This window comes from Ruegeria lacuscaerulensis (genome assembly GCF_013034745.1).
Lineage (GTDB): Bacteria > Pseudomonadota > Alphaproteobacteria > Rhodobacterales > Rhodobacteraceae > Ruegeria > Ruegeria lacuscaerulensis_B.
Genome location: NZ_WQGP01000003.1, coordinates 453,601 through 473,454 on the forward strand (window position 1 = coordinate 453,601; position 19,854 = coordinate 473,454).

The 19,854-nt window shown below is 57.3% G+C and carries 17 protein-coding genes; 12 read left to right on the forward strand and 5 right to left on the reverse strand.

Annotated elements, in window-relative coordinates; genetic code table 11:
- Positions 1–29: 29 nt before the first annotated feature.
- Positions 30–1,532 carry an enoyl-CoA hydratase-related protein gene (locus tag GOV79_RS08340; protein ID WP_170789410.1) on the forward strand — a complete coding sequence of 501 codons (1,503 nt, stop codon included), beginning with the start codon at positions 30–32 and terminating at the stop codon, positions 1,530–1,532.
- Positions 1,533–1,535: 3 nt separating this feature from the next.
- Here the strand turns inward: GOV79_RS08340 and GOV79_RS08345 are convergent, their stop codons facing one another.
- Both GOV79_RS08345 and GOV79_RS08350 read right to left on the reverse strand, forming a co-directional pair.
- Positions 1,536–3,266: a GMC family oxidoreductase gene (locus GOV79_RS08345; RefSeq protein WP_170789411.1), complete on the reverse strand. Its 1,731-nt coding sequence runs from the start codon at positions 3,264–3,266 to the stop codon at positions 1,536–1,538.
- Between the two features lie 137 nt (positions 3,267–3,403).
- Positions 3,404–4,351 (reverse strand): AraC-like ligand-binding domain-containing protein, encoded by a 948-nt coding sequence (locus GOV79_RS08350; RefSeq protein WP_170789412.1) that lies wholly within the window; start codon positions 4,349–4,351, stop codon positions 3,404–3,406.
- 169 nt (positions 4,352–4,520) lie between these two features.
- Between GOV79_RS08350 and GOV79_RS08355 the strand changes: the two genes are divergently transcribed.
- Positions 4,521–5,552, forward strand: a complete 1,032-nt coding sequence (locus GOV79_RS08355; protein ID WP_170789413.1) for a carbon-nitrogen hydrolase family protein — start codon at positions 4,521–4,523, stop codon at positions 5,550–5,552.
- Positions 5,553–5,620: 68 nt separating this feature from the next.
- A complete protein-coding gene (locus tag GOV79_RS08360; protein WP_170789414.1) occupies positions 5,621–8,155 on the forward strand; it encodes a response regulator in 2,535 nt (844 codons plus the stop codon).
- 183 nt (positions 8,156–8,338) lie between these two features.
- Here the strand turns inward: GOV79_RS08360 and GOV79_RS08365 are convergent, their stop codons facing one another.
- A complete protein-coding gene (locus tag GOV79_RS08365; RefSeq protein WP_170789415.1) occupies positions 8,339–9,370 on the reverse strand; it encodes a sterol desaturase family protein in 1,032 nt (343 codons plus the stop codon).
- Between the two features lie 177 nt (positions 9,371–9,547).
- Here GOV79_RS08365 and GOV79_RS08370 point away from each other — a divergent pair, with 177 nt between their 5' ends.
- The 5 genes from GOV79_RS08370 to GOV79_RS08390 all read left to right on the forward strand — a co-directional run bounded on the left by GOV79_RS08370 (position 9,548) and on the right by GOV79_RS08390 (position 13,153).
- Entirely contained in the window at positions 9,548–10,246 is a 699-nt protein-coding gene (locus GOV79_RS08370) for a GntR family transcriptional regulator (protein ID WP_170771650.1), read from the forward strand.
- On the forward strand, positions 10,243–10,980 hold the full coding sequence (locus GOV79_RS08375; RefSeq protein WP_170771648.1) for an SDR family oxidoreductase: 738 nt from the start codon (positions 10,243–10,245) through the stop codon (positions 10,978–10,980). Before GOV79_RS08370 ends, GOV79_RS08375 begins: the two co-directional genes overlap by 4 nt.
- 64 nt (positions 10,981–11,044) lie before the next feature.
- Positions 11,045–11,356, forward strand: coding sequence for a Rieske 2Fe-2S domain-containing protein (locus GOV79_RS08380; RefSeq protein WP_170789416.1), 312 nt, complete (start codon positions 11,045–11,047; stop codon positions 11,354–11,356).
- A 3-nt stretch (positions 11,357–11,359) separates the two neighbouring features.
- Positions 11,360–12,118 (forward strand): SDR family oxidoreductase, encoded by a 759-nt coding sequence (locus GOV79_RS08385; RefSeq protein ID WP_170771643.1) that lies wholly within the window; start codon positions 11,360–11,362, stop codon positions 12,116–12,118.
- Between the two features lie 3 nt (positions 12,119–12,121).
- A complete protein-coding gene (locus GOV79_RS08390; protein WP_170789417.1) occupies positions 12,122–13,153 on the forward strand; it encodes an L-idonate 5-dehydrogenase in 1,032 nt (343 codons plus the stop codon).
- A 244-nt stretch (positions 13,154–13,397) separates the two neighbouring features.
- Here the strand turns inward: GOV79_RS08390 and GOV79_RS08395 are convergent, their stop codons facing one another.
- Positions 13,398–14,300, reverse strand: a complete 903-nt coding sequence (locus GOV79_RS08395; RefSeq protein ID WP_170783169.1) for a LysR substrate-binding domain-containing protein — start codon at positions 14,298–14,300, stop codon at positions 13,398–13,400.
- Between the two features lie 172 nt (positions 14,301–14,472).
- Here GOV79_RS08395 and ugpB point away from each other — a divergent pair, with 172 nt between their 5' ends.
- The 4 genes from ugpB to GOV79_RS08415 all read left to right on the forward strand — a co-directional run bounded on the left by ugpB (position 14,473) and on the right by GOV79_RS08415 (position 18,642).
- Positions 14,473–15,783: a sn-glycerol-3-phosphate ABC transporter substrate-binding protein UgpB gene (ugpB, locus tag GOV79_RS08400; RefSeq protein WP_170789418.1), complete on the forward strand. Its 1,311-nt coding sequence runs from the start codon at positions 14,473–14,475 to the stop codon at positions 15,781–15,783.
- 61 nt (positions 15,784–15,844) lie between these two features.
- Positions 15,845–16,726 (forward strand): sn-glycerol-3-phosphate ABC transporter permease UgpA, encoded by an 882-nt coding sequence (ugpA, locus tag GOV79_RS08405; RefSeq protein ID WP_170771635.1) that lies wholly within the window; start codon positions 15,845–15,847, stop codon positions 16,724–16,726.
- Between the two features lie 20 nt (positions 16,727–16,746).
- Positions 16,747–17,583: a sn-glycerol-3-phosphate ABC transporter permease UgpE gene (gene ugpE / locus GOV79_RS08410; RefSeq protein ID WP_170789456.1), complete on the forward strand. Its 837-nt coding sequence runs from the start codon at positions 16,747–16,749 to the stop codon at positions 17,581–17,583.
- A 3-nt stretch (positions 17,584–17,586) separates the two neighbouring features.
- Positions 17,587–18,642 (forward strand): sn-glycerol-3-phosphate import ATP-binding protein UgpC, encoded by a 1,056-nt coding sequence (locus tag GOV79_RS08415; RefSeq protein ID WP_170789419.1) that lies wholly within the window; start codon positions 17,587–17,589, stop codon positions 18,640–18,642.
- A 117-nt stretch (positions 18,643–18,759) separates the two neighbouring features.
- Here the strand turns inward: GOV79_RS08415 and GOV79_RS08420 are convergent, their stop codons facing one another.
- Positions 18,760–19,773, reverse strand: coding sequence for a LacI family DNA-binding transcriptional regulator (locus GOV79_RS08420; protein ID WP_170789420.1), 1,014 nt, complete (start codon positions 19,771–19,773; stop codon positions 18,760–18,762).
- Positions 19,774–19,854: the final 81 nt, after the last annotated feature.

Below are 19,854 nucleotides of genomic sequence, written 5' to 3' on the forward strand. Positions count from 1 at the left end.
AGTGAACTATAACGCAGAAGGAGCCGATGATGGCCGTGGATGTCTGGCGTCAGGGGGCCGTCGGGTTTGTCAGGCTGAACAACCCGCCTGTGAATGCCATCGGTCTCAGCGTTCGGCAGGGCCTGTGGGATGCGTTGGCTTGGGTTCAGGCACAGAAAGGTCTGTCGCGGGTGGTACTGCATGGATCGCAACGCGTATTTGCTGCGGGCGCGGATGCGCGAGAGTTTGACGCGCCGCCGGTTGCGCCGCATTTGCCGGAGATTTTGAATGGGATCGAGGCCTCGGACGTGCCGTGGGTTGCGGCGATAACGGGGGTTGCGTTGGGTGGTGGGTGTGAGCTGGCGCTGGCTTGCCGCTATCGGATCGCGGCGCCGGGTGTCCGGATTGGCCTGCCCGAGGTGACGCTGGGCGTGGTGCCCGGCGCGGGCGGCACGCAACGCTTGCCGCGCCTGATCGGGATTGCGGCGGCGGTTGATTTGATTGCAACCGGCAAGCTTGTCCCCGCTGAACAGGCCGAAGCCTTGGGGCTGGTGGACAGTATCGCAGAGGACCCGGTGGATGTTGCGCGGCTTCTGGATGTAGGCACGCTGGAGCTGTCTGTGCCACCCGGATTGCGGGACTGGCCTGCCGCAGATGACACGGCGATTGCGGCCGCGCGCGCCGATGTCGTGCAGCGGATGCCCCACCAGATCGCGCCGCCTCGGGCGATTGATCTGGTGGCCCTGTGCGCCACGACCCCTTTGTCGGACGCAATGGCCCAAGAACGCGCCGCGTTTCTGGACTTGCGGCAAGGCGCACAAGCCCGCGCCCTGCGCCATATCTTCTTTGCCGAACGCGCTGTGAGGGGGCAGGACACTCCCAGCACTAGCCATATCGCAAATCGTATTCTCGCCCGGTACCACGAAGCGGCGGATACGGTGCTGATGGATGGCTCGACCCCGTGGGAGGTGGACGAGGCCATGGTCGAATTCGGCTATACCATGGGTCCCTACGAGGCGCAGGACCTGTCCGGTGTGGACGTCGCTCTTGCCAATCGCCGCGAAAACGCCCCGCGCGACCCGAACCGGCGATATATTCCCATCGCCGACCGGATGATCGAATTGGGAAAACTGGGCAAAAAGGTCGGTGCAGGCTGGTATCGCTATCCCGGCGGAGGAGGCAAGGTTGAGGACCCGATTGTGGCCGACCTCGCGCTTGAAGAGGCGCATTTTGCCAAGATCACCCGCTGCGACTACGCCGTGGATGAGATCATGGACAGGCTGCTTAGCGCCATGATCAACGAAGCGGTCGCCCTGTTGGACGAAGGCATCGCAACCTCGGCCCGCGAAATCGATTGTGCCAGCGTGACAGAACTTGGCTTTCCACGCTGGCGCGGCGGGTTGATGCATTATGCAGACACAATCGGGGCCAAGACCCTTCTGGCGCGATTGGAGACCTACGCGCAAGAAGACAGCCTGGCCTGGGCGGTCAGCCCATCCCTGTGGCGGTGCGCCGAACAGGGTATTTCCCTGTCCGACCGCTTTCCCGGCTAAGGCCTAGCCGATCAGGATATCCGCCATCCGTTCGCCAATGATCACGGTGGGCGCCATCGTGTTGCCGGTTGAAACGCGCGGCATGACCGAGGCATCGGCGATGGACAACCCCTCAAGCCCATGAACAGAGAGGTTACCGTCGACGACGGACATCTCATCCCGACCCATTTTGCAGGTGCAGCTTTGGTGGAAATAGGTGCCTGCCGCGTTGCGGGCGAAATCCTTCAGGCTGGCCTTGTCCAGCGGCCCCGGCATGACCTCGCGCTTGGCGTATTCGGCCAGTGGCGCGGCGTTGCCAATTTCACGGCACAGCTCGATACAGGTGGTCAGAGCGGTCAGGTCGACCTCTTCCCGCAAGAACCCGCCGTCGATGGCAAGGGGAGCGGTCACATCAGCGCTGGTCAGGCGCACGCTGCCGCGGCTTTGCGGGCGCACCAGACCCGGCGCAATGGTCCATGCACCGGGCGGAACCTCGGTCTGCGCGCCGGTGACTTCTGATGCATAGGGCACCTCGATGTGGAACGGTTGCAGGTCGGGCGTGTCCAATGACGCGTCGGATTTCCAGAAAAACGTGGCCTCGGCGGCGCTGTTGGCGGGGGGCAGGGGGGTGTTGTATTCCCAGATGCACCCGGCGGCCAGAATGTGGTCCTGAAAATTCTGACCGACGCCTTGCAGGTCGTGTTTGACCTCGACCCCAAGTGGTTTCAAATCCTGCGCCCGGCCGATCCCTGATTGCATCAGGATGCGCGGTGAGTTGATGGCCCCCGCCGACAGGATCACCTGTGATCCGGCGGTGATAGACTGAACCTGACCATCCTTTTCGAAGGTAACACCCGTCACCTTGGTGCCATCCATCGTCAGCGCATGCACGGTCGCCCCGGTCAACAGCGTGATATTGGGCTGGGCCAATGTCTCCCACAGGTAAGAGGCGGGCAGGTTCAGGCGTTGACCGTCGCGGATGCGCACATTGGCCAGTGCCGCGCCGCCGTCGCCCTCCATCATCGCGCCGTTCATGTCCTCGAATGCGGGGATGCCCACGGTCCCGCAGGCCTCGACAAAAGACTGGGCCGAGGGGTTGATGTTGCGCACCTGATCCACGTAAAGGCGCCCTCCGGTTCCGCGTCGGTCGGGGTCGGGCGCGCCTTGCCAGTCCTCGATCCGTTTGTAGATCTCCAGCACCGAGGCATAGTTCCACGCGTCGTCTCCGGTTTCAGCGGCCCAGAAATCGAAGTCATTCTTGTGCCCGCGCGCCCAGATCATCACATTGATCGAGGACCCGCCGCCGACAACTTTTCCCATCGGCAGGATCAGAGAGCGGCCATTCACGGCATCGCTGGGGTCAGCCGAGTAACCCCAATCCCGCTCGGACCGGATGTTTGTCGGCCAGAGCAGCGGGTTTAGCACCGCGTCGATCTGGTCGGTATCTCCGGCCTCAAGCACCAGAACGCTGGCGTCGGTTTCAGCGGCCAACCGGCCTGCAACGACGGCCCCGCCCGAGCCTGATCCGATGACGATATAGTCATATTGCGGGGCCAGTGCCTGTGCGTTGTAGCGCTGAGTGATCGCCGCATCGCCCAGGGTTTGCGCCGTAGCCTGAACCGCCAATGCGCTTGCCCCTGTTGCAAGGGCCAGTTGAACAAACCGGCGGCGGCTGATCCGGCCATGCAGCAGACCCGCCTGTAGCGCGTTGAACATATCTCCGGCCAGCAGGTCCAAAGTTGGCTTCAATTTCATCTGTCTCTCCCTGTTTTCAAACGGTCCGTTGCTGCGCAACGGTCATGTCTTTTGGTCCGGCCAAAGGGCCGGTTTGGAACGGGGCGAACCCCATCTGGGTCGGAAACTCCTTCAGTGCGGCGACAGGACCCCGAGGGTCACGCGCATCGCATCCGGTAGTCGCGGGGCGTCATTCCGTATTGCGCTCTGAAGTTCCGGGTCAGGCTTTGGTGATGTCCAAACCCCCAACGCAGAGCGATTTCGTTGATCGACATGCGCGCGCAGCGCGGGTTTCGCAGGTCGTCGGCGATCCGGGCAAGCCGCATTTTTCGGATAGTGGACGAGATCGACCGGTTGTCTCGTCCATAAATCTCAGTCAGCCGCCGAACCGACATGCCCATCCCGGCCGCCAGCATGTTCCGGTCAAAAGACGGATCGCGCAGGTTGGCTTGAATGGCGGCATCGGAGCGCAACAGAATCTGCTGTTCGGGCTTGGACAGCTCGAACGCTGTTTCCCCGAGCGAGGCCAAGCCGGTCACGAACAGGTCAAGGATGGTCGTCTGCATTGCGTGTTGCACGGCCTCACCTGCGGTATCTGCGGCCTCGACCAGTTGCACCACGCTGGACCCCGCAACGCGCCCGATGGCGCTGTTCCCGGACACTGTGATCCCGGTGAACTGATCCGCATTGGGCAGATGGGCCAGCAGGTCTTCGCGCGGGATTTGCACGACCAACTGACGGAACCCGTCCTGCAGGTCGATGCTGTAGCGATCCGTGCTGCTGTAGAGTGTGAAATCGCCGGGCCGCAGATGCGCCGCCCGCCCGCATTGACTGATTGTGCCTTCCTTGGCGATTTGCAGGCTGATCAGAAAGCTTTCCTCGCTGGCGCGTGAGACGTCCTTTTGACGGCGGCGCACCAGTTGCTGGCTGCCGGTCACAAAGGATGTAGACAGGCGCGACATACGGTTGAGTGAGATCTCGCCGTCGAAGGCCTCGGGGCGGTCGCAGTGGCAATCGAGCATGACGTAAGCGTCGCAAACCGCCTCGCGCCAGAATGCAAACCTGTCTTTCCGCCGAACGCTATTGGTGCTGAGCAAAGACGTCATGTTGGAAACCCCATCTCCCGTCAGTTTTCTATCATGAAAACGTTGTTTCAAGAAACCTTGCCGGTATGTCGCCCATTCTGACCCGTCTTTCCGCCCAGATTGAGAAATCGGCCACCCGCAGATGTGCCACAGTACGGATCAGACCCGACCGATACTGAAGGAGATTGCCATGACTGCCCCGTTTAAAGCCGCCGCCGTTCAGGCCGCTCCCGCCTTTCTTGATCTGGATGCCGGTGTCGACAAGGCGATCAAACTGATCGAAGAGGCCGCCGCACAGGACGTCAAGATCATCGCTTTCCCTGAAACATGGTTGCCCGGTTATCCGTGGTACATCTGGCTGGATGCGACTGCGCTTTACATGCCGTTGGTGCCGAAATACGCGGCAAACTCAATCGTGGCGGGCAGTCCTCAGGATAAACGTCTGGCGCAGGCCGCACGTGACAACAACATGCATGTGGTGATGGGGCTGTCATGGAACGTGAACGGTACGCTTTATATGGGTCAATGGCATTACGGGCCGGATGGAGAGGTGATCTCGCGCCGGCGCAAGCTGAAGCCCACTCATGTTGAGCGCACGGTTTACGGCGAAGGCGATGGCAGCGATATGGTGGTCTATGACACCGATCTTGGCCGGGTCGGGGCCTTGTGCTGCTGGGAGCATATTCAGCCTTTGAACAAATACGCGATGTTTGCGCAGAACGAACAAATTCACATCGCCGCCTGGCCCAGCTTTTCGGTCTATGAAGGTGGGGCCTATGCCCTGGGCCCCGAGGTCAATACCGCCGCCAGTCAGGTCTACGCGGTCGAGGGGCAGTGCTTCGTGCTGGCCGCCTGTGCAACCGTATCCGACGAAATGGTTGAAGCGCTGTGCGACACACCGGTCAAGCAGCAGCTTTTGAAAAAGGGCGGTGGTTATGCTCGGATTTTCGGCCCCGACGGATCGCCTTTGGGCGAGGTCATCCCGTCGGACCAAGAAGGGTTGGTGATTGCCGAGATTGACCTGAACATGATTGCCATTGGCAAGGCAGCCGCCGATCCCTGCGGGCATTACTCGCGCCCTGACGTGTTCAGGCTGATGTTCAACAACAAACCCAGCCCCCCGGTCATGGCTTTTGACAATGAAGACGCGCGCGAATTTGCGGGCGCAGATGGTCGGACTGCATCACAAACAACGCAGGACGGTGCCGAAACCGCGACATGACACGAACCTGATCCGGCGCATTGAACACAATTGATCGCGCTCGGCAGATAATCCTTGCAAGGGGAAGGATGCACCTGATCTTGTGTCCAGATGCTGGCGAGCTTTTGGGGGGAAAGAGCGTGCAGGACGGGCAGGACAAAGACTACGAACGCGAGTTGCGAATTCACGAGGCACTGGACGTTGCGTCGACGACGCCTGTATTTGCACTGTCTTTCCTGATGGCATTTGTCGTTATGATTTTGCAGTTCGGCCCTGCAAACCTGACCCTTCCCGCGATCGTATCTTTGGCCTTGTTGCTGGCCATGAATGTATTGGGGATGAAAAGTTATTACGCGCTGCGTAATAAGCCCAGGCCCAAGTCGATCTCGAAACGTCGCTTGAAAGTTATCCTCATTACCTCAATGATCCTTGGAACGACATGGGGCAGCTTTAATTTCTTCATGATGCCGGTTTTGGCACCGCACGAACAGATGGTCCTGTATCTGTTCGCCTTTATCGGCGCGTTTGGCGGTTCTACCACCTTTTCGCTGAGGGTGACGTGGGGCTTCTCCAGCCCGGTCCTGTTTCTGACCTGGCTGTCCATGCTGCTGTGGGGACCGCTGGAGTGGTATTTCAACACGCTCACAATCTTGGGCACGGTTTTGGCGATTACGCAGCTCACGTTCCTGACCAGAAAAAGCGCAATCAACGGGATCAAGTTGAGTTTGGCGAATACCAAGGCGCTGAACGAACAACTTAAGGCCGAAGGTCGGATACGTGAACTTGCTCGCATCCCTGAAGAGAACCCCAACCCAGTCTTGCGTATCAGTGATGAGGGCAAGCTTATGTACGCCAACCGGGCCAGCGCACCATTGATCAAGGCGCTGGGTTTCAAGGTTGGCGCGCAGGTCGCAGCCGAATGGCGCGAGCGGGTCTCGCGCGGCATGACCGAGGACGAGCGGCAGGATTTCGAACATGCCGCCGGCGACTTGATCTACGCGCTGTTGCTTTGGCCGGTCCCGGATGGGGGCTACGCGAATGTCTACGGCCGCGACATCACCACACAGAAACGGGTCGAAAGTGAATTGCGCGTCGCCCGCGACATTGCAGAGGCGGCCAGTCAAACCAAAAGTTCGTTCCTTGCCAATATGAGTCACGAGCTGCGCACGCCCCTGAACGCCATCATCGGTTATAGCGAGTTGATGCTTGAAGAAGCGATAGACCAGAATGATGAAGCCAACCTGAACGACCTGAAAAAGATACAGTCCGCAGGGAAACATCTGCTGGCGCTGATCAACGACGTTCTGGACCTGTCCAAGATCGAAGCGGGCAAGATGGAGTTCACTCTGGACACGTTCGACATCTCTCAGATGATCAACGACGTCAGTACTACGGTGCAACCTTTGGCCGAGAAAAACGACAACACGCTGGAAATCTCGTGCCCCGAAGATTTCGGCGAGATGGTTTGTGACCTGACAAAGGTCCGACAGGCGCTGCTGAACCTACTGTCCAATGCCTGCAAGTTCACCGAAAACGAGAAGATCACGCTGTCGGTCGTGGAGTCTAACGAAGGCGGTCAATTGGAATTTGCCGTTACCGACCGTGGGATCGGTATGTCACCAGAGCAGGTTGACCGGATTTTCGATGCCTTTACACAGGCCGATTCCTCGACCACGCGCAACTATGGCGGCACTGGGCTGGGTCTGTCGATCACCAAAGCCTTTTGCGAGCAACTGGGCGGCGATATTCACTGTGACAGCACGTTGGGTGAAGGGTCGACCTTTACCATCCGGCTACCGCGCATCTGCAAGGACCCGTCCGCTGATCTGTTGCAACGGGCCGAATATACCGAGGGCAGCGTGAACAGCGATCCAAACGCGCCGCTTGTTCTTCTGGTTGATGACGATCCGACTGTACATGATCTGCTGGGGCGACGTCTGGTTCGCGAAGGCTATCGCGTGCTGGCTTCGACCAACGGTGATGAGGCTTTGGAACTAGCACGGACGACGCGGCCTGACGCTATCACTCTGGATGTTTTCATGCCCGAGATCGACGGCTGGGCAGTGTTGTCCAAACTGAAAGAAGACCCAGAACTGGGGAATATCCCGGTTATCATGCTGACTTTCGCCGAGGACCGAAAACGGGGCCTGTCTCTCGGGGCCAGCGAGTATCTGGACAAGCCGATCGACACAGTCGCGCTGCTGAAGGCCCTCAAAGAGCATTGCCCAACGCAACCAACCCCGACTGTCCTGGTTGTCGAAGACGAAGCTGCAACCCGCGAATTGATCTGCCGCGTCCTCGGCCGGGAGGGTTGGCAGATCGACGAGGCCGTCAACGGGCTGGGCGCGTTGCAACGCTTGTCTGAATCTGTTCCAGACGTGATCCTCTTGGACCTCATGATGCCCGAAATGGACGGGTTCGAGTTTCTGGCCGGAATGAAGAAAAACCCCGACTGGAAAGATATACCGGTCATCATTGTGACCGCCAAAACCCTATCCAGCGAGGATCGAATACGCCTGAATGGATCGGTCGATACGCTGATCCAAAAGGGTGGGGACGAAATTGAAACCATTCTTGCCCAATTGAATGAGATTCTGCTCACCTCCAGTTCTGGGGAAACGTGAGCAGAAGAACTCTTTTTAACAGCTCGATTGGTGGAAACACACCTTGGGCCAGACCTTTCCAACCGAGTGCAGCCAGAGCGTGTGAAGACTTCGCGATCCAGCTTGGCTATATGATTGCGGGGTTCTATTCCAGATAAAGCGCTGTTGCCCCCGCGATCTGAGGTGCAGCAGCGAAAGTGTTGCTCATTCTTGGCGGCTACGCATGGCTTTGGCGCGCTCAGTATGTAGCTTGCGGAAATGTTCGTCAGCTTCGGGGGTACCGTCATGAAGGCTGCCGAACCATTTATCCAGCGGCACGTTGCTTTCGCCGAAATTTACGTTGTGATAGCGGTGGTGCAGATAGTGCATATAGCGGTCATTACGCAGGGCCAGCTCATCTCCAAACACGATTTCATCGAATCCTGAATGGCTGACTGCAGGACCGAGGGCAGTCTGGAACCCGTTGAACATCATGTGCAGCGGATGGCTGGGCACGATCACGTGAATCAGCATGCATGAGAAATAGATCAGATGTTCAACCGGATGCATTGCCAATCCGGACCAAGGGCCGACATTCACGTTCTTGTGGTGCAGGAAATGTACCCAGTCATACAGCGGTTTCCAATGGATCAGCCGGTGAATCCAGTAGAAGTGAAAGTTGCGCCAGAACGGAATTGCCATCATGAGGAGGCTGAACAGGATCGGATGCTCGGCCGGATCAAGATAGGGCATCCAGCCATTTGCATAGCCCCACCACAGGAAACATTCGTAACCGGTCCAGATCAGTGTACCGACCTGCGCCCAGAAAATATTGTCCCAGACCTGATCACCGAAAAGGAAAGTCGCGTTGTTCTTTGCCTGCCAGTTGGCGTTGTACTTTTTTAGACGCCCCTGCATTTTGAAACCGCAGAACCACAGGTGGATTATCCCAGTCCAAACGCAGATCAGCACAAGATTGCGCAAGAAAATCTCACCCATCCAACCAAGTTGGAAAGTTTCCATGCGCGACAGTTCTGGCGTGAACCAGACATAGCAGACGCCGATCAGGACCATGTAAATGGCAAACCACGGAAAGAAAAACCCCGGAAAACCGGTTAGCCATTTGAATATCTTCGGGAAATTCAGCGGATCGTCCAGCAGCGGTTCAAGAAAAACCGGGCGGCCCGACCACCATTCACCACGGCGGTTTCGTTCCTGACCATGTTCGTCAATCGTGATCTTGGGCTTTTTCGCCATTTCATGTCCTTCCCACACCCAAACCCGGAAAAAAGGGCGCTACTGACCTTATACTCGGATAGAGAGGAGCCTGCATTCCGTCAACAAAAGTTTCGAAACTGTCTTGGAATGGCGAAAAAAAAGACATCTCCCAAAATAATCTTGACGTGACTTCAACCTGTCCTTACGCCTTTTGAAATGGACGACTCCTCTGCCCTGCAATCCTCGCCGGATATTTACGACAGCCTGCGCGATGGGCTGATCTGGGGGCGATGGAAGTCTGGGGAACGTCTGAAACCTCAGCACCTCAAGGTCGAGTTCGGCAGCACCACCGCAGCCCTTCGTGAGGCATTATTGCGGCTGGCCGGAGAAGGTTTTGTCGAAAACGAAAAGAACCATGGTTTCCGCGCAGTCGAGCATTCGGAAGACACGTTTCGGCAGGCGGCGCATCTGCGGCTTTTGCTGGAATGCGAAGCGGCTGAAATGGCGTTGAAACAAGGGGATTTCGAATGGGAAATGGCGCTGAACGCGGCGCATCACAACCTTGAATTTATCGAGGTGCGTATGGAGCAGGCGGATGATATTGAACCGTTTCTCAGGCGCTGGTCCCGGCAGGACTGGGTGTTTCACAGCACATTGTTGGGGGCGTGCAAATCTGATCTGCTGATGCAGACCTACAAGTCCGTCTACGACACGTTTCGAATGTACGCCGTATCCCGGATCGCCGGGTTCGGGTTCTCGCAGGTCACGCGGGGCGAACATCGGGCAATTTACGATGCTGCCATCGCCCGCGACTTGCCTGCTTGCCTTGATGCGATACGCGCGCATTTGGCGTTGTATGAAGACAATAACCGCCTGCCAGACAGGTTGGCGCCCAAGGGAGGAAAAGGGACATGAGCAAGATTGCTTTGGTGACGGGCGGCGGCTCTGGCATTGGCAAGGCCTGTGCGGTGAAGCTGGCCGAAAACGGATACACGGTTGTGGTCACCGGACGGCGGCAGGAACCGCTGGACGAAACTGTTGCTGCCATGGGCGGCGGGTTAGCTTTGGCCTGCGACGTGACGGATGCGGCACAGGTTGATGCCCTGTACGACCAGATCAAACAGGCGCATGGGCGTTTGGATGTCCTGTTCAACAATGCCGGCAACAATGTGCCCGCAGCGCCGATTGGGGATATCCCACCCGAGGATTTCCTGACCGTGATGAACGTAAACCTCTATGGAGCGTTTCTGTGCGCGCGGGGGGCGTTTAACCTAATGCGCGATCAGGACCCGCAGGGCGGACGGATCATCAACAATGGCTCGATCTCGGCTGCGGTGCCCCGACCCGGATCAGCGCCCTATACAAGCTCCAAACATGCGATCACGGGTATGACCCGGTCGATCTCGTTGGATGGTCGCCCGTTTAATATCGCGTGCGGCCAGATAGACATTGGCAATACGGCGTCCGAAATGACCTCGAGAATGTCCGGCGGTGTGCCGCAGGCGGACGGGTCGATAAAGCCTGAACCAGTGATGAGTGTCGAGAACGTGGCGCAATCAGTTCTGCATATGGCCGATCTGCCGCTTGAGGCGAATGTCCAGTTCATGACCGTCATGGCCACCAACATGCCTTTCATCGGGCGCGGGTGACGCAGGTGGACACCATTTGTGCATCGCATGGCCATGACGCATTTCACAGAATCTGAGGGCTGATATGGCCGAGAAAATCCGCGCCTGTTCAACGGGCGACATCGAAGAAGAAGACGTCTTACGCTTTGATCATGGGGACAAAAGCCTGATCATCATCCACGGCCCGGACGGAAATTTTTATGCCACCGATGGTTATTGCACCCACGAAAAGCAGCACCTGTCCGACGGGCTGGTGGACGAGTTCAACATCGAATGCCCGCTGCATTTCGGGGCCTTTGATTACCGCACCGGCGACCCCTCCGCAGCACCAGCTTGCGAGGCGCTGAAAACCTACCCTGTCGCTGTTGAAGGCGACGATGTTTATGTTGAGATCTGAACTATGACCCTATTTGACCTGACCGGAAAAACTGCCCTTGTCACCGGATCCTCTCAGGGGATCGGATTTGCGCTGGCGCGAGGCTTGGCCGAGGCCGGTGCCTCGGTGGTGTTGAATGGCCGCGATACGACCAAACTGGATGCAGCCGTTGCCAAGCTGGCTGGCGAAGGCCACAGCGTCACGGCGCTGCCCTTCGACGCCACCGACCATGCGGCCGTCAAGGCTGCTGTGGACGGGTATGAGGGCACGGGGCAGATTGACATACTGGTCAACAACGCCGGGATGCAGTTTCGGACAGAACTGGAGAATTACCCCGCCGAGATGTTCAGCAAGCTGCTGGAGACCAATATCTCGACGGTCTTCAACGTTGGGCAAGCCTGTGCGCGGCATATGATCGGCCGCGGTGCGGGTAAAATCATCAACATCGCCAGCGTTCAAACCGCGCTCGCCCGGCCCGGCATTGCGCCTTACACCGCGACCAAAGGGGCCGTAGGCAATCTGACAAAGGGTATGGCCACTGACTGGGCCAAACATGGGCTGCAATGCAACGCAATCGCGCCGGGCTATTTCGATACGCCCCTGAATGAGGCGCTGGTCAACGATCCCGAATTCTCGGCCTGGCTGGAAAAACGCACCCCGGCGGGCCGCTGGGGCAAGGTCGAGGAACTGGTGGGGGCCTGCGTGTTCCTGTCGTCCCCGGCATCCAGCTTTGTCAACGGACATACTCTGTTCGTGGACGGCGGCATCACGGCGAGCTTGTAAGCCATGCGTGCGATTGTCATTCACTCCGCCCGCGACCTACGTATTGAAACCCGCGAAGTGCCAAAGCCAGGATCCGGTCAGGTTCGCATCAAAATGGCCGCAGGGGGTATTTGCGGCTCGGATTTGCATTATTACAACCACGGTGGTTTTGGCACGGTGCACCTGCGCGAGCCGATGATTCTGGGGCATGAGGTTTCGGGTCACGTCGAGGCGTTGGGCGAAGGTGTCAACGGGCTGGCAGTTGGCGATTTGGTTGCCGTGTCCCCATCGCGGCCCTGCGGGAATTGCCAGTACTGTGCCGAAGGTCTGCGCAATCATTGTGAAAACATGCGGTTTTACGGCTCTGCCATGCCGTTCCCGCATATTCAGGGCGCGTTTCGTGAGGTTCTGGTGGCAGATGCCAGCCAATGCGTGCGGGCAACGGGCCTGACGGCGGGTGAGGCGGCGATGGCCGAGCCGCTCTCGGTTGTGCTGCATGGCACCCGGCGCGCGGGAGAAATTCTGGGCAAGCGGGTTCTGATCACCGGCAGCGGTCCCATTGGCACTCTGGCTGTGCTGGCTGCACGTGCAGCAGGGGCGACCGAGATTGTCGTGACCGACCTTGAGGATAACGCGCTTGGCTTTGCGTCTCGGGTGGGTGCCGATCGGGTCATCAACGTGGCGCAAGATAGCGACGCGTTGGCCGCCTATCAGGCGGGCAAAGGCACCTTCGATATCCTCTACGAATGTTCCGGCAGCCCCCAGGCGCTGGCCGCGGGCATTGCCGCGCTGCGTCCGCGCGGCATCGTTCTGCAACTGGGTCTGGGCGGAGACATGACCATCCCTATGCAGATGCTGACCGCCAAGGAACTGGACCTGCGCGGCTCGTTCCGGTTCCACGAGGAATTCCCCACCGCCATTGCCCTGATGCAGAATGGCAGCCTGGATGTGAAACCACTGATCTCGCACACGGTGCCTTTGGATCAGGCGCAGGCGGGCTTTGACCTGGCGGGGGATCGAACGCAGGCAATGAAGGCGCAAATCGCATTCGGATAGGAGCCCCAAGCGAAATCCTTTTTTAGAAGCTCAGGACTCGGAGTGAGAGACCAATTTGCTGGGCAATGCCCCAGTTAAACAGCTTGCCGCTGAGTTCGATCAGGTTCAGCGGTCCCCACTACGGGATCATGACCAAATACCAAGACTTTGTGTTGCACGCAGGCCAGGCTCAGCGCGTCATTCTCTACCAAGATGAAACGATTGTGGCTCTAAATAACGCAAAAAATCGGACTATCTGCCCGACTTATTGAACTGCAAATGGGGTAAGGCTTTCCTTGAACTGTTCAATGAACTCTAACGTCACCAGCGACGGTTGCTTCAGGATAGGCCGGACGAGCGAAAGGGTATGTGGAAGTTCAGGTGTGAACGGTCGAAAGCTAAGACCACGTGAGGCGTATTGCACGGCGTCCAACTCGCTGACGACAGAAACGCCTACGCCTTTCATGGCCAGCTCGCAGGCCGCGGTAAACTGCCTGACCTCGATATGCGAATTCAACGTCGCATTGACGTTGTGAAAGGCTTTGGAAAGCCTGCTGAAGAAATCGCTGTCTCGTCGGGTGTGGATCAGTTTGCAGTCAGCAAGATCCGCTGGTGCTATGGTAGACAGGTTTTCAAGGTGATGTCCTGTTGGGAAAACGCAAACGGTGCGGACGTCGATGTTGTTGCTTTCAACCGCAGGATGACCGTTGAAACTGTCTGTTATGCCGAAATCATATTGCTCTCCGATCATCCATTCCAGAATGCGCTCTGGCCGGTCCGGTTCGATCGTCAAAGTCACTCCGGGTCGATCTTTTAAAAACCCTGCAACCACGTTGGGCAGATGGCTGGTTGCAAATCCGGGAAGGCAGGCAACGCGAATATGCCCTGCCTTGCGCTGCGTGATGTCCTGGCTGACATCCGAGATTTGATTCATCAACTCAAGGACGCGTTCAACGCTAGGCAGGAGGTAGCGCACCTCTTGCGTGGGAACCAAACGACCTTCTCGACGGTCGAAAAGTTGAAACCCAAGCGACTTTTCAAGATCTGAAAGTAGCCTGCTGACAGCCGGTTGGCTTACGCCCAAATCGACTGCGGCCGCCGTGACCGAGCCATTGGTCGTCACGGCCATCAGTGCTTCCAATTGCCGGACCCGCAGAGTTTGGTTCATCGCTGTTTCCAATCGTTCCCAAGTTTTCATAACACCATGTTATTTTTTTATCCATCAGATCGGACTTGAATTATAATTCTGTGCGTTTAACGTCGGGAAATCGTCATGTGTGCCGAAGCTGTTGAGCGGTCGGTATTCAACGAAGCATCAAACCTGATGCATGGGAGGAATCATGAAAAAGAAATTTATCGGCGCTCTTGCCGTAACAACTGCTTTGTCTCCGGTGGCGGCAATGGCGCAGACCGAAGTTCAGTTCTGGCACGCTTTCACAGGTCGTCTGGGCGAGCTTGTGAAAGCCCAAGTGGAAGAATTCAACGCAAGCCAGGATGAATTTGTCGTGGTGGAAAGCCACAAGGGTAACTACTCGGAAACCTTGAACGCAGGCATCGCGGCGTTTCGCGCGGGGGAACAACCCCACATCCTGATGGTGTTCGAAGTCGGCACTGCCACGATGATGTCCGCCGAGGGAGCTGTCAAACCTGTGTTTGAGGTCATGGCCGAAAGCGGCGCATCCTTTGACCCCGACGCTTATATCGGCGCTGTCAAAGGCTATTATACCACCACCGATGGCGACATGCTGTCCTTGCCCTTCAACTCGTCGACGCCAGTTCTGTGGGTCAATCGTGACGCTTTCGAAGCTGCCGGTGTTGATCCCGACACCGACCTGTCTACGTGGGAAAATGTCGGCGCGGTTTTGGATCAGTTGAAAGCAGGCGGTGAAGACTGCCCGCTGGTCACCGCTTGGCAGAGCTGGATTCACCTTGAAAACCTGTCCGCATATCACGACGTCCCGTTTGCCTCGAAGGACAATGGGTTTGCCGGTCTGGACACCGAGTTGATGTTGAACGGGCCCACGCAGGTCGCACACCTGACTGCCATGGGTGATTGGGCCAAGGACGGAAAATTCATCTATACCGGTCGCCGCAACGAAGGCGGAGCCAACTTCCGGTCTGGCGAGTGCGCACTGTTTACCGAAAGCTCAGCGGGCTATGCGGGCATCAAGGCCGAGGCCCAGTTCGACTTTGATGTCCGCCCGCTGCCCTATTGGTCTGGCGTGATCAGCGAGCCGCAGAACACGATTATCGGCGGTGCTTCGCTTTGGGTGATGGAAGGCCATGAGGACGATGCATATAAAGGCGTTGGCGAGTTTCTCAGCTTCCTGTCGACCTCGGGTGTTCAGGCCGATTGGCACCAGAATACCGGCTATCTGCCGATCACCGCCGAAGCCGGTGTCGAGACGCGCAATGCAGGGTTCTATGAAGAGAACCCTGGCACTGATATTGCCGTGATCCAGATGACCGCGAAAGAGCCAACCGCTAATTCCAAAGGTCTGCGTCTTGGGTCGTTCGACCAAATCCGCGGCATTATCGACGAGGAACTTGAGGCGATCTGGTCGGGAGAAAAGACGGCACAAGAGGCGATGGACAGTGCAAAAGAACGCGGAGACGCCCTGTTGCGCCGCTTTGAGACTGCAAATCGCTAGAATTAAAGGCACATGTGGGCCGGTCCTGGCCCACATGTTTATTTGCTGATGGGCCTCTAGGATGGAAAAACGCGTCACCTTTCGCGGCTGGCTTTTGCCACTAGCACTGATCGCGCCGCAAGTCATCATCTCGGCCGTTTTCTTCTTTTACCCCGCAGGTCAGGCGATCTGGCAATCTTTGTTTATCCCCGACCCGTTCGGGTTATCTTCGCAATTCGTTGGATTGGGCAATTTTGAATTCCTGCTCAGCGACAAGTTCTATCGTGCGTCTTTCGTGACCACCGCGGTGTTTTCGACGCTGGTCACACTCTGCTCAATGATTCCGGCGCTGTTTCTGGCGGTTTTGGCGGATCGGCTGATCAAAGGATCGGGCGTCTATCGGACGCTGTTGATCTGGCCCTATGCGGTCGCGCCTGCTGTGGCCGGGGTGTTGTGGCTGTTCATGTTCAACACTCGCGTCGGCGTGATCTCATGGTATCTGGGCCAGCTTGGCTATGATTGGAACCACGTTCTGAACGGGACCGAGGCGATGGGACTGGTCGTCGTAGCTTCGGCCTGGGGGCGTATCAGCTACAACTTCCTGTTTTTCTTCGCAGCCCTGCAATCGGTCCCCAGATCGGTGATCGAGGCCGCCGCGATCGACGGCGCCCGCTTTTGGCGGCGGTTCTTCACCATCGTGTTGCCATTGCTGTCGCCAACCGCGTTTTTCCTGCTGGTGGTGAATGTGGTCTATGCGTTCTTTGAAACCTTCGGGGTTATCCACACGATCACCGGGGGCGGGCCGCAACAAGCCACGACCATTCTGGTCTACAAGGTCTTCTCCGACGGGTTCGTGGGGCAAGATCTGGGATCGTCCTCGGCCCAGTCGGTCATCCTGTTGGTCGTAGTTGGCCTTCTGACCGTCATCCAGTTCAAATACGTGGAAAAGAGGGTGCACTACTGATGGCCGCCCAACAACACGGAATGGTCGAGAAACGCGGCGCGGGAATCTGGCTGACCCATGCCTTCATGATCCTGGGCGTTCTGATCATCTTCTTTCCGATCTGGCTGGCCTTTGTTGCCTCGACTGTCACGCAGGCTGATATCGTGTCGCCCCCTATGCCGGTGACGCCAGGGGACCAGTTCTGGGTGAACTACAAGGCGGCGCTGTTTTCAGGCGTCAACGTGCCCGTGGCGACGATGCTGTTCAACAGTCTGGTGATGGCCATCGGCATTGCCGTGGGTAAGATCATCATCTCGCTGCTGTCGGCCTTTGCGATTGTTTACTTCCGCTTTCCCGGTCGTCAGACATTTTTCTGGATGATCTTCATCACCCTCATGCTGCCGGTCGAGGTGCGGATCGTTCCCACATTCGAGGTTGTGGCCGGGTTTGGTATGCTCAACAGCTATTCGGGGCTGATCTTCCCGCTGATCGCTTCGGCCACCGCGACCTTCCTGTTCCGTCAGTTCTTTCTGACCATTCCCGATGAATTGGCCGAGGCCGCGCGTGTCGACGGTGCCCGCCCGTTGCGGTTTTTCATTGATATTGTCGTGCCCATGAGCCGCACCAATATCGCGGCGCTGTTCGTGATCTTGTTCATCTATGGCTGGAACCAATATCTGTGGCCGCTGCTTATCACCACCGACCCGGAAATGAACACCATTGTAATGGGCATCAAGCAGATGTTCCCTTCGGGCGATGATTTTGCCCATTGGCCGACGATCATGGCCACATCCATACTGGCGATGATCCCGCCGGTCATCGTCGTCGTATCCATGCAAAAGCTGTTTGTGCGCGGCCTTGTCGATAGCGAGAAGTAAGAAATGGCAACTGTAACCCTGCAAGACGTCAAGAAAAGCTTTGGTCCCACGGATGTGATCCACGGCATCGACATCGACATTGCCGACGGAGAGTTCATTGTGATCGTCGGCCCGTCGGGCTGTGGGAAATCTACGCTTTTGCGCATGGTGGCCGGTTTGGAAACCGTTACTTCGGGCGAAATCCGCATTGGCGATGAGCGCGCCAATGAGAAAGAGCCGATGGACCGCGACATCGCGATGGTGTTCCAGAATTATGCGCTCTATCCGCATATGTCGGTGCGCCAGAACATGGGCTATGGGCTGAAGATCGCTGGACTGCCTAAGACGCAAATTGATGCGAAAGTGACCGAAGCGGCCAAGCTGTTGCAGCTTGAGCCATTGTTGGATCGAAAACCCAGACAGTTGTCCGGTGGCCAGCGTCAACGGGTGGCAATGGGTCGGGCCATTGTTCGCGAACCAGCTGTTTTTCTGTTTGATGAACCGCTCTCGAATCTGGACGCCAAGCTGCGCGTGCAGATGCGCCTTGAAATCCGTGAACTTCAGGAAAAACTTGGGATTACATCCCTGTACGTGACGCATGATCAGGTCGAAGCCATGACAATGGCGGACCGGATGATCGTGATGAACGCAGGCTTGGCCGAGCAGATCGGAACTCCGCTTGAGGTTTACGAAACGCCGAAAACACTGTTTGCAGCGCAGTTCATCGGCAGCCCCGCGATGAATATTTTTGACGCGCGCCGCGACAACGGATTGATCAAGGTTGGGGATATCGAGATTGGCCCTGCACAAGGCCCGGATGCCAACCTAATGCTGGGTATCCGTCCCGAACATTTGTTTGCTGACAATAGCGGCCCCTTTGAAACCAGTGTGCAAATGGCAGAGCCGTTGGGCGCAAACACGTTGCTACACGGCCACCTTGCCAACTCTGGCGCTACAATCACGATCAGTCTTCCGGGCGTCCACCCTATCGAAGGTCACCACCCGAAAATGCGGTTTTCGGTTGCGCCCGAGCATATGCACTTGTTTGACAGCAAAACAGGTAAGCGGCTGGAAAGCTGATACCGTCCCCGCGGAACAAGGTTTGTGGGTTCAAATGCTGTCCTGGCCTTGGGACATGCTGGTCCCTTACGGCATCGACGCTCTATTGAACTTTCGGCACGGTCCTGATGCTGTACTTTAATTTCGCGGTCCGGCCACGCTGTTTCGCGAAACGATCCTGTGATCCAAATAGACCGAGCCGGTCGAAAAGGGTTTCTTTTCAAGTTGTTCCAGCAATATTTCCATGGCGCGTTGTCCAATAAGGTTCCGGGCCTGATGCACTGTGGTCAACTCAGGCTGGAAAATGCGAGCGAAAGGGACGTCGTCAAAACCCATGATGGATATATCATCCGGTACCGAGTAGCCGTGCTGTTGCAGGCTTCGTATGACCCCCATGGCGGATTCGTCGTTTGCGCAAAACACGGCAGTCGTTTCGGGCCAGTTTTTTGCCAGGTGGTGCCCTGCGTGTTCACCGTCTGAGTAAACGAAGCCTCCGTCTATGAGGCGAATGTGGTCTGACAGCCCCGCTTCGGTCATTGCCTTCACATATCCATCTCGCCTGTCTTTGGTCAGCGTATTGTCCTGAGGTCCGGTGACATGGGCGATTTTCCGGTGACCTTGTTCAATCAAGTACCGTGTGGCGTCGAATGCGGCCCTTTCATTATCCGTGCCAACGTGCGGATAAGGTGTTCCGTCCAGGCGTTCTGAGATCGAAACGGCAGGGGTGCCTTCGGGTAGCATTCCGTCTGGGGGCGCTTCCCCGTTCAGGATCAAGGCCCCGTCCGCGCGTCCATTGCGCAGGTTTTCGAGGATATTCGCGTAGCGCGTGCTATCCCCGTTTGTGTTGCCTATCAGAATTGTCAAATTTGCGCGGGTGGCAACCTCTTCGATACCGGAAAGGATTTTCGAGAAGAAGGGGTTGGAGATATCCGGGAGGATGACAAGTATAGTCCCGGACCTGTTGCGACGCAGCATCTGTGCAGCAGTATTGACGCTGTAGCCTGTTTCCGAAACGGCGGCAAACACTGCATCCCGTGTTTTTTTAGAAACGATATCAGGGGATTGCAGCGCCCGACTTACTGTAGCCGTCGAAACTCCGGCCACCCGTGCAACGTCCCGAACCGTGGGTCTGTTGTTCGATTTCTTTGTCATGTCAGCCAGTAATAGCAGCGAAAAAGACAGAATGTAATCCTTTACATTAAAAATGAAAACGATTACATAAGATTCGAGACG